Annotated in this window: 16 protein-coding genes and 1 tRNA gene; 11 read left to right on the forward strand and 6 right to left on the reverse strand. The window is 62.8% G+C overall.

Going from position 1 to position 12774, the window contains the following annotated elements:
• The first annotated feature begins 8 nt into the window (after nucleotides 1-8).
• The gene (locus tag IMCC21224_RS17365; protein ID WP_047996412.1) at nucleotides 9-962 is read left to right on the forward strand and encodes a serine hydrolase; all 954 of its coding nucleotides are present in this window, start codon (nucleotides 9-11) and stop codon (nucleotides 960-962) included.
• Here IMCC21224_RS17365 and dapB read toward each other — a convergent pair.
• Nucleotides 959-1777, reverse strand: a complete 819-nt coding sequence (gene dapB, locus IMCC21224_RS17370) for a 4-hydroxy-tetrahydrodipicolinate reductase (protein WP_047996413.1) — start codon at nucleotides 1775-1777, stop codon at nucleotides 959-961. The genes IMCC21224_RS17365 and dapB overlap by 4 nt on opposite strands.
• An 88-nt stretch (nucleotides 1778-1865) precedes the next feature.
• On the opposite strand from dapB, the gene rbfA reads away from it, so the two are divergent.
• The 3 genes from rbfA to IMCC21224_RS17385 all read left to right on the forward strand — a co-directional run bounded on the left by rbfA (nucleotide 1866) and on the right by IMCC21224_RS17385 (nucleotide 3818).
• Nucleotides 1866-2261: a 30S ribosome-binding factor RbfA gene (rbfA, locus tag IMCC21224_RS17375; RefSeq protein WP_047996414.1), complete on the forward strand. Its 396-nt coding sequence runs from the start codon at nucleotides 1866-1868 to the stop codon at nucleotides 2259-2261.
• A 3-nt stretch (nucleotides 2262-2264) separates the two neighbouring features.
• On the forward strand, nucleotides 2265-3014 hold the full coding sequence (locus tag IMCC21224_RS17380; RefSeq protein WP_047996415.1) for a phosphodiester glycosidase family protein: 750 nt from the start codon (nucleotides 2265-2267) through the stop codon (nucleotides 3012-3014).
• Between the two features lie 126 nt (nucleotides 3015-3140).
• On the forward strand, nucleotides 3141-3818 hold the full coding sequence (locus IMCC21224_RS17385; RefSeq protein WP_047996416.1) for a hypothetical protein: 678 nt from the start codon (nucleotides 3141-3143) through the stop codon (nucleotides 3816-3818).
• A 98-nt stretch (nucleotides 3819-3916) separates the two neighbouring features.
• Here IMCC21224_RS17385 and IMCC21224_RS27240 read toward each other — a convergent pair whose 3' ends face one another.
• From IMCC21224_RS27240 to IMCC21224_RS26640, 3 genes are all read right to left on the reverse strand, one after another.
• Nucleotides 3917-4267 carry a PepSY domain-containing protein gene (locus IMCC21224_RS27240; RefSeq protein ID WP_369796032.1) on the reverse strand — a complete coding sequence of 117 codons (351 nt, stop codon included), beginning with the start codon at nucleotides 4265-4267 and terminating at the stop codon, nucleotides 3917-3919.
• A gap of 349 nt (nucleotides 4268-4616) precedes the next feature.
• Complete coding sequence (locus IMCC21224_RS17395; RefSeq protein ID WP_047996417.1) at nucleotides 4617-5099, reverse strand: copper chaperone PCu(A)C; 483 nt, start codon at nucleotides 5097-5099, stop codon at nucleotides 4617-4619.
• A 67-nt stretch (nucleotides 5100-5166) separates the two neighbouring features.
• On the reverse strand, nucleotides 5167-5586 hold the full coding sequence (locus IMCC21224_RS26640) for a hypothetical protein (protein ID WP_156178324.1): 420 nt from the start codon (nucleotides 5584-5586) through the stop codon (nucleotides 5167-5169).
• Nucleotides 5587-5737: 151 nt separating this feature from the next.
• On the opposite strand from IMCC21224_RS26640, the gene IMCC21224_RS17405 reads away from it, so the two are divergent.
• Both IMCC21224_RS17405 and IMCC21224_RS17410 read left to right on the forward strand, forming a co-directional pair.
• The gene (locus IMCC21224_RS17405) at nucleotides 5738-7084 is read left to right on the forward strand and encodes a TldD/PmbA family protein (protein ID WP_047996418.1); all 1347 of its coding nucleotides are present in this window, start codon (nucleotides 5738-5740) and stop codon (nucleotides 7082-7084) included.
• Nucleotides 7071-7844: a 3'(2'),5'-bisphosphate nucleotidase CysQ gene (locus IMCC21224_RS17410; protein WP_047996419.1), complete on the forward strand. Its 774-nt coding sequence runs from the start codon at nucleotides 7071-7073 to the stop codon at nucleotides 7842-7844. The genes IMCC21224_RS17405 and IMCC21224_RS17410 overlap by 14 nt, the downstream gene beginning before the upstream one ends.
• Nucleotides 7845-7879: 35 nt before the next feature.
• On the opposite strand, the gene IMCC21224_RS17415 is transcribed toward IMCC21224_RS17410, so the two are convergent.
• Entirely contained in the window at nucleotides 7880-8656 is a 777-nt protein-coding gene (locus IMCC21224_RS17415; protein WP_047996420.1) for a hypothetical protein, read from the reverse strand.
• A gap of 212 nt (nucleotides 8657-8868) precedes the next feature.
• Between IMCC21224_RS17415 and IMCC21224_RS17420 the strand changes: the two genes are divergently transcribed.
• From IMCC21224_RS17420 to lpxK, 3 genes are read left to right on the forward strand one after another with little or no spacing between them, the layout of a single operon-like run.
• Nucleotides 8869-9108, forward strand: coding sequence for a DUF4170 domain-containing protein (locus tag IMCC21224_RS17420; RefSeq protein ID WP_047996421.1), 240 nt, complete (start codon nucleotides 8869-8871; stop codon nucleotides 9106-9108).
• Nucleotides 9109-9111: 3 nt separating this feature from the next.
• The gene (locus tag IMCC21224_RS17425; RefSeq protein ID WP_231582112.1) at nucleotides 9112-10323 is read left to right on the forward strand and encodes a 3-deoxy-D-manno-octulosonic acid transferase; all 1212 of its coding nucleotides are present in this window, start codon (nucleotides 9112-9114) and stop codon (nucleotides 10321-10323) included.
• Nucleotides 10323-11309: a tetraacyldisaccharide 4'-kinase gene (gene lpxK / locus IMCC21224_RS17430; protein WP_047996422.1), complete on the forward strand. Its 987-nt coding sequence runs from the start codon at nucleotides 10323-10325 to the stop codon at nucleotides 11307-11309. Before IMCC21224_RS17425 ends, lpxK begins: the two co-directional genes overlap by 1 nt.
• 10 nt (nucleotides 11310-11319) lie before the next feature.
• On the opposite strand, the gene IMCC21224_RS17435 is transcribed toward lpxK, so the two are convergent.
• Nucleotides 11320-12180: an N-formylglutamate amidohydrolase gene (locus IMCC21224_RS17435; RefSeq protein ID WP_047996423.1), complete on the reverse strand. Its 861-nt coding sequence runs from the start codon at nucleotides 12178-12180 to the stop codon at nucleotides 11320-11322.
• 145 nt (nucleotides 12181-12325) lie between these two features.
• On the opposite strand from IMCC21224_RS17435, the gene IMCC21224_RS17440 reads away from it, so the two are divergent.
• Both IMCC21224_RS17440 and ykgO read left to right on the forward strand, forming a co-directional pair.
• Nucleotides 12326-12400, forward strand: a tRNA-Val gene (locus IMCC21224_RS17440).
• A gap of 85 nt (nucleotides 12401-12485) precedes the next feature.
• Nucleotides 12486-12611, forward strand: a complete 126-nt coding sequence (gene ykgO, locus IMCC21224_RS17445; RefSeq protein ID WP_047996424.1) for a type B 50S ribosomal protein L36 — start codon at nucleotides 12486-12488, stop codon at nucleotides 12609-12611.
• The last annotated feature ends 163 nt before the right edge of the window (nucleotides 12612-12774 follow it).

Raw genomic sequence — 12774 nt, forward strand, 5'->3', positions numbered from 1 at the left:
CCGTGACGATGCCACCGACCACCTCCCCCACCGGCCCACGCCATTCTGCATGGATCACCGGGTCTGGTCATTCTGGAACCGTCGGCGATGCCACGGCCTTGTTCCCGTACTGGAGCTTTACCAAAACGGTCATTGCCATCTGCGCATTGCGACTGGCCGAGGTTGGCACACTCACCCTGAATACCCGCCCCGACGACATGCCGTGGACGTTGAGCCAACTGCTGCAACACAGCGCGGGCCTGCGCGATTATGGCCAATGGAACGACTATCACCGGGCGGTCGCGAACGGGGGCACGCCGTGGCCCCGCGATGACGTGCGGGACAGGGCGCTGTCCGCAGGCCCGCTGTTTGCGCCGGGTGACGGGTGGTCCTATTCGAACGTCGGATACATCCTGGCGATCGAGATGATCGAGGCCGCCTCGGGTAAGCCGCTATCCCAGCTGATCGCCGACCTGATCACCGTGCCGCTGGGGTTGCGCAGCGTCAGGTTGGCCAGCACCTGCGCCGACTTTGCCAACCTGCACTGGCCTGACGCAGCCCGATATGACCCCGGCTGGGTCTATCACGGCTGTTTGACCGGCACGGCACCGGATGCAGCCCGCCTGCTGGATGCGGTGATGACCGGCGCTTTGCTGGCGCCACCCTCTTTGGCAGCGATGAACGATGTGGTGCCGCTCGGGGGGGCAATCCCGGGACGGCCCTGGAAGACCTGCGGTTACGGACTGGGTTTGATGTCAGGCACTGTCGCCCACGCCGGTCGTGCCATCGGGCACTCTGGCGCTGGTCCGTTCTGCGTCAACGCAGTGTATCATTTCCCCGACAGGGCAGACCCGATCACCGTGGCGAGTTTTGCCAGCGGCCATCAGGAAGGCGAGGCAGAACACACCTGCACCGCGCTGGCCCTAAAACTGGCCCGCGACCACAACACTGACCAACAGGCGGCGCCGCGTCCCCGTCCCTAGTCGCCCGACAGCCCAAGCACATCGAGCATGTCATATTCGCCCGGTTCCTGATCCTGTCCCCAAATCGCGGCGCGCAGCGCGCCACGTGCAAACAGCGACCTGTCCCCCGCAAGGTGACGCAGCACGATACGTTCCCCTGCTGTGGCGAAGATCACATCATGCTCTCCCACCACGTCACCACCGCGAATCGCGCTAAAGCCGATGTCGCCCGCCTTGCGCGCACCTGTGATGCCGTCGCGGCCCCGGTCCGAGACCGCCGCCAATTCGACGCCGCGTCCCTCGGCAGCGGCCTCACCCAGCATCAGCGCGGTGCCTGAGGGCGCGTCGACCTTGCGATTGTGGTGCGTTTCGACGATTTCGATGTCCCAATCGTCCCCCAGCGCCGCCGCCACCTTTTTCGTAAGCAGCGTCAGCAGATTCACGCCAAGGCTCATGTTCCCGGCACGTACGACGACCGCATGATGCGACGCCGCGCGGATTTTCGCCAGATCGTCGTCGGACAGACCGGTGGTGCCGATCACATGCACCGCCCGCGCCTGCGCCGCCAGTTCAGAAAAGCCGACGGTCGCAGCGGGTGTGGTAAAGTCGATCACCGCCTGCGCAGAGGCAAACGCCTCAAGCGCGTCATCCGTCACCACGACACCCAGGGCGGCACCCCCCATACAAGTCCCTAAATCGCTGCCGACCCAAGGGTGCCCCGCCCGTTCGACCGCGCCCGACAGGCGCAGCCCGTCGTGGGCGGTTATTTCGCGCACCAGCATCTGACCCATGCGGCCCGATACCCCTGTCACCACCACGCCTGGCTGCCCACTCATTGCTCGTCTCCGCTAACTTTTTGCTTCGCGTGTCTTACCCGACGTGCCCCCGCTTGGCAAAGGGCCGCAGACATCCTAGATGGGGTGTATGGCCAAGAACAGATTCCACGAAAGCGCCGGACCCAGCCAGCGCCAGTTGCGCGTCGGAGAGCTCATCCGCCGCACCCTTTCCGATGTGCTGAATCGGGGGGATATCCATGACTCCGACCTGAACCGGTATTCGGTGACAGTTGGCGAGGTGCGGGTGTCGCCGGATCTGAAAATCGCCACCGCGTATGTGCTGCCTTTGGGTGGCAAGGGCCAGGACGAGATTGTTGGCCTGCTTGCGCGCAACAAATCGGAACTGCGCCGCGCCGTCTCCAAGGGGCTGACGTTGAAATTTGCCCCTGATCTTCGGTTCCGGCTCGACGATACGTTTGATCGCATGGATGACACTCGCCGCCTGTTTTCACAGGACGACGTACGGCGCGATCTGGACGACTAAGGCATGTATCGCCTGTGTCTGCTGCTTGCCCTGCTGATGATTCCATTTATGCCGTCCCGCCCGGCCAGCGCGCTGACATGCAACACGCTGGAACATGATGGCAGCCGTTACACCATTTGCCGCGTGGATATGGCGCAGGACGATCTGCGGCTGTTTCTGAACGACACTTCGGGCAAACCCTTTGGCCAGTTTTCGCAGGTGGATGCCGCGCTGCGGACCCAGGGCGAACGACTGGCGTTTGCCATGAATGCCGGGATGTATCACAACGACCGCGCGCCCGTCGGCCACTATGTCGAGGGAGGAAGCGAAGTGATGCGCGTCATTCCCAACGCCGGACCCGGAAATTTTGGCCTGCTGCCCAACGGCATCCTGTGCATCCGGCCCGGCCGCGCCGACGTGATTGAAACACTGCGCTATGTCGATGAGGCGCCAGCTTGCACTTTTGCCACGCAGTCCGGGCCGATGCTGGTCATCGACGGCAAACTGCACCCGCGGTTTCTGGTCGACAGCACATCGCGCTACATCCGCAACGGTGTCGGAACCAGCACCGACGGTCAGACCGCAATCTTTGCCATTTCAGAGCAGCCAGTGACGTTTCATCAGTTCGGGCGGCTGTTTCGTGACGTGCTGAAACTGCCACAGGCGCTGTTTCTGGACGGCAATATATCGCGACTTTACGCGCCGGACCTCGGCCGTTCCGATATCGGGCGCTGGATGGGGCCGATTGTCGGCGTGGTCACGCCGACCGAATAACGCCCCCTGCATGGGGTCTGGCGACGCGACAAAAGTCTCTGGTTCCTTCTCTCTCCACGTTATGGTCTTGTCCTTGTATCGAAGGCTGAACAACGGCCACATCACACGCACCACGGGAGAAGAGAATTGGATCAAAAGGTCATTGGCACGGGTATCGTCGCGCTTATCGTTGGATTTGCGCTTGGAAATGTCACTGCCCCACGCGGCGCGGATATGGATGCAATCGGCAGCCTCATCGACGACCGCCTGGCCACCTCAACCGAAGCCAATACAGCGCTGAGCGCAGGCGTTGATGGGCTGGGTGATCGGCTTACCGCGATCGAAACCAAGATGGCAGAAGGCGGCACCTCGGCGCTGGATGCGATCAGCAGTCTTGGCGGCTCCATCGAGACGGCGATTGCCAATCAAAGCGGCAGCATCGGTGATCAGCTTGCCGCGCTGTCCGAAAGCATAGCCAATGTCCCAGCAGCCCCCCCTGCCCCGAAAGCAGAAGCGGCACCCGAGAACACTCAAGAAGCTCCGGAACCAGAAAGCGCCGAATCCGCGTCCACCGCTGACGACGCCCCCGAAGCCGAAGGGTTCAGCGTCGGCCAGACCGCACTGTTTGACGACGGAAAGACGCGGGTGTTCGTTTCTGGAATCAGCGCCGACGGCGCATCGGCGCGCGTCGCGTTGAATGGTCTGACCCTCGAATCCGTGACGGCGGGTCAATCACTGCCGGTGGGCGATGACAGCGGCTGTTCGGTCACTATCGATAGCATTTCGCAGGGTCGCGTCGCATTGGGTTATGGCTGCGATTCCTGAACCGCAGGGCCCGACCGGGAAACGTCATCCCCGGACGGGCGCTGATTTCAAATGCAATGCAACAACCGCGCCGCCCCAAAGCAGGTCGGCGCGGTTGTTTAGTTGAGGATGCGCCGCATTGCAGGAATACGCGGCAGGATCAGAACATCCAGCACCAGCATCGCCAACAGCGTCAGACCCGCCAGCGGGAACGCCAGTGACACCGCGAGGCCGACCAGCACAGCACCCTGCCACAACGGCATGTCACGGGGCATCGGCGGTGCGGCCAGACGCGCAGCACCGGACGGGCGGCGCATCCACCACATCACAGCGCCGCTGAGACTGACAAAGATCACCGACAGACAGAACAGCGTGTTCAGGACGATGTTCCACCAACCCATATCGCCCTCGTGTAACGCGATCCCGACCGCCATGCCCTGCCCGTAAACCGAATAGTCGGCAAAGCGCACATCGGCCAAATTCCCGTATATTGATCAAGGTGAACGGTGCGGTCGTCAGTCGGGTGAATGCTGTCATTGCGCATCGAATCGCGCGAGATCGTCCAGACGCCATCGTCGCTCTGCGGCAGGTTCAACTGAAAGCAGTTCTCGAACCCGATCTGGTGTGCGAAACCCGCTACGGTGTCCAGCGTCACCGGGACAACCCCGTCACAGCCAGCATGATAAGGAACGGAATGACATAAAGCCCGGCATAGCAATGCCAGCGCCATACCGCGAAATAGAACTTCTGACCCCGGCTGCCGATTCGGCACGCCCCAGAATCTGTGGGGGATCGATGGATACCATCTCTGTCCCCGCCTCAGTGACCGGCGCCGTGGGCGCTGTGATCCATGTCATCAGAGGCACCACGTGCTTCGACGTTGAACATGACATCGAGGTTGCCCGCGTGCTCAAACACCAGCGTCGCTGGGATCTTTTCGCCGACCTCAAACGGATCACCGTCCAATCCCATGAACATCACATGCAGGCCACCCGGTTCAAAGGTCACCGTCGCTCCGGCAGGAATGACGATCCCTTCAACGTGGCGCATACTGGCCACATCGTTCTGCATATCCGTCGTGTGCAGCATCACACGCGGAAACGCCGCCTCGACGGCCAGCAGCCTGTCGTCCCCGGCCCCAGTGTTGGTGATCGACAGATACCCGCCGCCCGTCATTGCGGTTTTGGGCGTCGCAAACGCCATCGGATGTTCGATCACCAGATCGCCCACCTTGAAATCATGCGCCGATGCCGCATGCCCGATTACGATTGCAGCCGCGACTGCCAGAATACGTGTTGTCATGAGTGTTCTCCACACCTGCCGCCCTGCGGTGCAGGGCGCTATTGATTGATCCGAAAAGTGAGGGGGTTCAGATTGTTGGAGGTGCGCGGGCGGCCCGCGAAAGATCAATCCGCCCGGACGGCGGACGTTCGGCTGACACCCGGCACGGGCTGGCGGCGGATCGCAGGATCGGGCGTGTGATGTCGGCCTCAACCGGGGCAAGGACCGCAGCATGCACCAGACGACAGGCATCGCAGTTCTGTGACCCGCTATGCGACGTGTCGCCGGACTCTCCGCATAGGTCATCCAAAGATCCGCCAACCTGAACATAAGCCAACAGAGATGGATCAAGGTTGGGGGCCGAAAGGCGATGCGCAAAACCCGAGCTGGCCATCGCGACAAACGCAATGAGCACAAACAGCCTTGAGAGAACTCCGGGAATATGTCGCGTCATTGGGTTTTTATAGGCCGCGATGCGGCGTCCCGCCAGAGTTTCATAGTGCGGCATTCCGCCCGCCCGAAACATCCCATTCGGGCATCACATGTTGACCGCGCCTGCGCCAACCCAGCCGGTTACTCGGCCCGACACAGCCCTCGAACCCTTGCGCAGGGGCGGCAGTCGCCATAGGTCTGCGTCACAGAATTTTGCCGGAGCGCCCATGGCCCACGATCTTGCATCCCTCACCCACGCCTTGCTCGATGCCGCACGCAAGGCCGGCGCGGACAGCGCCGATGCCTTTGCCATTGACGGAACTTCGGTGTCGATCGACGTGCGAAACGGCGGGCTGGAACAGGCTGAGAGGGCCGAGGCCATCGACATCGGGCTGCGGGTGCTGATGGGCCAGCGCAGCGCCAATGTCTCGGCGTCGGACGTGCGCCCCGAAACGATGGAGGCAATGGCCCTGCGCGCCGTCGCCATGGCCCGCGAGGCACCCGAGGATCCGTATATCGGACTGGCCGAAGCAGACCAGTTGGCCCGCGACTGGGACGCAGACGCGCTCGAACTGTTTGACGACAGCCCGGAACCCGCACCCGCCGCGCTTGAGGACGACGCCCGCCGCGCCGAAGCCGCAGCCCTTGCTGTCACCGGCATCAGCCAGATCGACGGCGCATCGGCGGGCTATGGCGCACAGCGTATCCACCTTGCCGCGACCAACGGCTTTTCCGGCGGCTATGCGCGGTCGTCGCGATCCATCTCTTGCGTGGCCATTGCGGGCACCGGCACTGGAATGGAACGGGATTACGACGGCGACAGCCGGATTTTTCAATCCGACCTGCGCCTGCCCGAAGATATCGGCCGCACCGCCGCGGCCCGCACGCTGGACCGGATGTCCCCCCGCAGGCCAAAGACCGGCGCCTATCCGGTCCTGTTTGACGAACGGATCTCATCGTCGCTGATCGGTCACCTGCTGTCTGCCATCAACGGTTCCGCGATTGCACGCGGTGCGTCCTGGCTGCTGGACGGGATGGGAACTCAGGTCCTGCCCGCGCACCTCTCCCTGACCGAAGATCCGCTGCGTCCGCGCATCATGGCCTCTCGCCCGTTTGACGCCGAGGGGCTGGCCACCCGCCCCCGCACCATCGTCAAAGACGGCGTGCTGACCGGCTGGACCCTTGATCTGGCCAATGCCCGCAAGCTGGGGCTGCAATCCACCGCCAATGCCGCGCGGTCGACGTCGGGCGGGCCATCACCCGCGCCGTGGAATGTCGCCCTGACCCAGGGGAGCGAAAGCCGCGAGGAACTGATCGCCGCCATGGGGACCGGGTTGGTTGTGACCTCGATGATCGGTGCGACGATCAACCCCAACAATGGCGATTATTCCCGTGGCGCTGCCGGGTTCTGGGTCGAAAACGGTGCCATCGCCTATCCGGTGTCGGGCATCACCATTGCCGGAAATCTGCGCGACATGCTGCGCAGCTTGCGCCCGGCGAACGACGCCCGTCCCTGGCTGAGCCGCGTGGTGCCATCGCTGCTGGTCGAAGGACTGACCCTTGCCGGGGAATAGCGACCTCGATCTGCTGATCCATGCGGCACATGAAGCGGCTCGGGTTGCGACCACCTATATCGGCGGCCCGCTCGATGTGACTCACAAGGCGGATGACAGTCCGGTCACGGCTGCGGATCTGGCGGTGAACAGCGTGCTGCACGACATTCTGCGCCCTGCCCGCCCGGACTATGGCTGGCTGTCAGAAGAAAGCCCCGATGACTCCGCCCGACTGTCCGCGCCCCGGACCTTTATTGTCGACCCCATCGACGGCACCCGCAGTTTCATCGAAGGAGAAGAGACCTGGGCGCATTCACTAGCTGTGGCAGTTGGCGGGCAGATCACAGCTGCGGTGGTTTTCCTGCCGCTGCGAGACAAGCTTTATACAGCCAGCCGGGGCGCGGGCGCCGCATTGAACGGCACGCCCATCCGCGCGTCCGCGACCGATGCGCTGACCAACGCCCGCCTGCTGGCCACGCGGCCCAGCCTCGCGCCGCTGCACTGGCCACGCGGCGCGCCGGATGTGCGTCGCTCCCATCGCCCGTCTCTGGCCTACCGCATGGCCCTAGTCGCCGAGGGGCGGTATGATGCGATGCTCACGTTTCGTCCGACCTGGGAATGGGACATCGCCGCCGGCAGCCTGATCCTGTCCGAAGCCGGTGCCTGCGTCAGTGACCAACGCGGCGCGGCGCTCCAATTCAACAACGCACGGCCGCAGGCTGACGGCGTCGTGGCAGGTACGCCTACGGTCTGGACCGAGATTCACAGCCTCTTGCGCTAACAGTTTGGCCAGCCTCCTGCCAGTCGCGCGAAAAATCACCCCGGAAAGATCTTGCCCATCTCAGCGTCGAAATGTGCCCAGCTCATGGTCGCGCGGTTGCCCGCAAACCCGTGGTAGTGCGACTTGCCCGACGAATTGGGCAGCCCGGCCCAAATTTTCGCCAGATTGTCCATGAACTGATGCCGCTCCATCGCGCCGCTGCGCATCGCGATCAATCCCGCCTCGACCAGCAGCACATCCGCCAGCAAATCCTGCACCGGAGGCGAAAACACCTGTTGCAGCGACACCCCTTTTTTCGTCACCAGACGTTTCAGCGTCGCGGGAATGAACTGATACCGTCCGATGGCATGGGGCTGACCCGGCGTGTCGTCAATCCAGTCGTAAATCTCGGCGATGGTCATCTCGGTCGGACGTCTGGCCGGACGTTTCGTGGCCCCGTGCTGCACCGCGTTGTACCCGGCCTGACGCGATTCTGCATGGCCGATCAACTGGCGGATGCGCTCGACCGGGGTGCCGGACAGGGCCGAAATTCCGGCCCAGCCAGACGGTATCAGGCGCCTGGGCGAGCGCGCAAAAAGGCTGGCACCCTGCTTGTCTATAAACAGGCTCGACACGCGCCGCGCACCGTCCTCTGCCGCAGTCGGGCCGACATCCTTGATCAACGCCGAGCGCCGACCTGTCGCCGGGATCAGCGCACCGCGCGACCCGAGGAAACCATCATTTGCCAACAGCGAAACCCGGTCGGCCATTGCCGTATCGGGACCCACCAGGACCAGAAGAACCAGTAAAAACGCCATTCTTGGCAAAAACATCCGGACCTCATTCCAAAGGGGATCATTCTGTAAAGACCATGACGACCGATAGTTGAAATTTAGTTGCCCACCGCGCGGTCATTGGGGTCTACCCTGCAGAATACGTTGCAACCCTGAACAAAACGAATGCATGCGCGGCGCATGGTGGCACCATGGCTTGACCTGCGGCGCACCTTCGCTAAGGGTCGCTGTCAGTAGGATAGGAGACGCCCATGCAACGCCTGCATCTTGTGTTCGGAGGAGAGCTGGTCACGCCTTCGAAGAATCAGTTCAAGAATGTCGATGACATCCACATTGTCGGAATCTTCCCGAATTACGACAGCGCCTATACCGCCTGGAAGGCAGAGGCGCAGCGCACCGTCGACAACGCCCATATGCGGTATTACATTGCGCATCTGCATCGTCTGCGGGACGAAGAAACCGATGCGTCGGCCACCGAGAAGCTCGGGTAATCCTTGCCAGAAATTCCCTTTAATTTGCGCACATACCTGACATTTCAGCGGGGCAAGGCGCGTCTTGCCCCCGATCCCGGCTGGCCTTCGCGCCCCGCAGGCCCACTGCTTTGGGCTCATGCCGGGACCGAGCGTCAGCAGCGCGCGCTGGCCACGCTCTGTACCCGGATTTGCCATCAACGCCCGCAGCTCGGTCTGCTGATGACCCATCCCGGTGTCGCAGCAGAGAACACCCGGATCTGCACAGCACATCTGCCGCCAGAAACCCAGGCCGACACCGAACTCTTTGCCCGCCATTGGTCGCCGGATCTTTGTCTGTGGGCTGATCACGGGTTACATCCCGCGCTGACGTATTTCACATCAGCACATGGATGTTATCAGGCGCTGATTGATGCTGCGGACGCGCCATGGACCACCCCGGCGCAGCGCTGGCTACCTGACAGTGCACCGGCAACGCTGGCCCGGTTCGACACCATCTTTACCACAGATCAGGCCGCCGAGCGCCGATTGCGGCGCTTGGGCATCCCCGAGACCCGGTTCGAGCGCGCAGGGCCGCTGATCGAATCGACAATGACTTTGGATTGCTCTCACCGACAACATGCCGAAATGGCCGCGATTCTATCCGGGCGTCCGGTCTGGCTCGCTGCACATATGCGTCCGACTGAAATCGCGATTCTGTTGACCGCGCATCAGCGCGCCTCGCGGTTGAATCACCGGCTCTTGCTGTTCCTCTGCCCCGCAAACCCCCAGGAATACGAGGCGATCGACCTGCAACTGAGAAATTCAGGCATGCGGTTATGTCATTGGGAGGACGGAGAAACTCTGGACGAAAATACGCAGCTTGTGCTTGCGGGCGGACCGGAAGAGCTGGGCCTTTGGTTCCGGCTCTCGCCTCTGGCGCTGCTGGGCAGTTCGCTGGTGTCCGGCTACGGTGGCACCAACCCGCTGGATGCGGCGGCATTGGGATCGGCGATCCTGTACGGACCCAATGTGGGCAGACATCTATCCACGTATTCCCGGCTGGCCGAAGCAGGGGCGGCGCGCATCGTCAAGGATGTGGACACCCTGACCGCCGCAGTGTCGCAACTGATTGCCCCAGACCGCGCCGCCGCCATGGCGCATGCCGGATGGGATATTGTTTCGGCGGGTGCCGCGATGGCAGACAAGGTGGTTGACCTGGCGCTGGATGTGCTTGACCGGGCCGGAGCACACTGATGCGCGCACCCGCCTTTTGGGACACAACGCCAGACGCGCCAGACTGGCGCGCCAGATTGCTGGCGCCGTTGGGTGCGGCCTATGCCGCAGCTACGGCGCGCAGGCTGTCCCAGCCCAGCCTGCGTCTGCCAGTACCGGTAATCTGCGTTGGCAACATCAACGCCGGCGGCACCGGCAAAACCCCGACCGCGATTGCACTCGTCCAGCGCCTGATCGCGCGCGGCGCGACACCGCATGTGGTGTCGCGCGGACATGGCGGCACGCTGACTGGTCCGGTGCAGGTCGATTTCACGCGCCACGATGCGGCGCAGGTCGGGGACGAACCGCTGCTGCTCGCCGCCTTTGCACCGACCTGGATTGCGCGTGACCGTGCCGCAGGGGCACAAGCTGCCGTCGCCGCGGGGGCGCAGGTTATCGTGCTTGACGATGGGTTCCAGAATCCGGCGTTGCAGCAGGATCTGTCGCTGGTTGTGGTGGATGCGGTCGCGGGTTTCGGCAATGGGCGCTGCCTGCCAGCCGGCCCGCTGCGCGAACCTGTCGCGACGGGGCTGGCCCGCGCCGACCTGCTGCTGTCGATAGGCGCAGCGCAGGCGCAGACGCGCTTTGCCAACCTTTGGGGGCCGATGCTGACCCTGCCGCATCTGACTGGCGCGCTTGAACCGTTGCAGACCGGTATGGATTGGCATGGACTGCGTACACTGGCCTTTGCCGGCATCGGCCATCCGCAAAAGTTCTTTGCCACTCTGCGCGGACTGGGGGCCGATCTGATCCGGACCGAGGCGCTGGACGATCATCAGCCGCTGACACCCGCTCTGATGACCCGGCTGGAGAACGAGTCACGCCTGCTGTTCGCTCAGCTTGTCACCACTGAAAAGGACGCGGTCCGCCTGCCCGACAGTTTTCGATCAAAAGTCCTGACGCTGCCGGTGCGGCTGGTGATCGCAGATCATGCCCTGCTTGATGCCGCACTGGACCGGGTGCTTTAGGTCAACGGATCTATTCCGCCGCCAGCTGCTGATCTTCATTCCCGATTGAAGCAATCTCAGAAATCACGCCGCGCAGAAGTCGCCGGAAGGCATGAAAGTTATCATTTGGGCGAATCGCGACCTCGTCCATATAGATGGCGCGATCAATCTCGATCTGGACGGCATGCTGCCCGCGTGACGGACGACCGTAAGCCTGAGTGGTGTAGGCCCCCGCAAAAGGTGCATTGCGCGCGACCACCAGACCGGCGTCCGAAAACGCCGCTTCGATAAAATCAACGATCGCCATACCCGCTGACGCGCCGAACCTGTCGCCCAGCACAATATCCGGCCGTCGCACGCCCGAGCGCGCAACGCCGTCCACCGCCTCGTGCGGCATGGAGTGACAATCCAGTAGTATCGCCTCGCCAAAGGTCCTGTGCGCCTGGGTCAGCAAATCTTCGAGCTGGGCGTGATATGGTCGCCAGTAGCCACTGATTCGCCGCTCGGCCTCGCTCATTGGCAGCTTGCCGCGATAGATCGCACGGCCATTGGCCACCACACGCGGCACCACACCCAGCCCGCTGGCGACTCTGGGATTGTGGCTGCTGCGCCGTACCCCGTCGATCAGCGCGGGGTCCAGTTCGTCCGCGCTGCGGTTGAGATCAAGAAAGGCGCGCGGTGCACCAGCCTTGAGAAAAGGCGCGCCAAACTGCGGCGCGCAATCAAACAGCCTGTCAACATAGGCATCTTCGGACGAGCGGATCGAATGATCGTCCAGCAATGTGTGTCGCAGAAAGGACCACGGGTAGTCGCGTCCACTGTGCGGCGATGCAAAGACCACACGCGAGGTTAGTGCGTCTGGACGGTAAAGGTGGTAGGCGACCTTTGGCATTTGCGCTCCTCTTGACGGTAGCATAACGCTATTTATTGCAATGCCAAAAGCCCTTGATCCTTCCTGCGACTCCTTTTATAGCACGCGAACCGGCGCGGCTTTCCGCGCCCCGTTTGTTTACGGGGCAGGCGAACGTGACGGGCATGGGCGGTTAGCTCAGCGGTAGAGCACTTCGTTGACATCGAAGGGGTCACAAGTTCGAACCTTGTACCGCCCACCATGAGATCACCAATCCCGGACAAGATGTCCGAGATTAAACGCAACAAGTCAGGCGCTCGCGCGCCGCGCCAAGAGGAGAGACCACCATGAAGGTCAAAAACTCGCTCCGCTCGCTCAAGAGCCGCCACCGCGACTGCCGCGTTGTGCGCCGCAAGGGCCGCGTCTATATCATCAACAAGACGCAGCCCCGGTTCAAAGCCCGCCAGGGCTGAACCTGTCCAGGCGACGGGTTATGCGATCAAGCCACCCCTTGCCGGGTGGCTTTTTTCGTTTCGGCCATGCGTGATATCCAAAGCTGCCGGGCGGGATCGCGACAAATGCCCGCCCCGAATCACCAGCCTAAATGGCGCTGCTGGTTACAGCACGCCGTCGCTG

The sequence above is a fragment of the Puniceibacterium sp. IMCC21224 genome, from assembly GCF_001038505.1.
GTDB lineage: Bacteria > Pseudomonadota > Alphaproteobacteria > Rhodobacterales > Rhodobacteraceae > Puniceibacterium.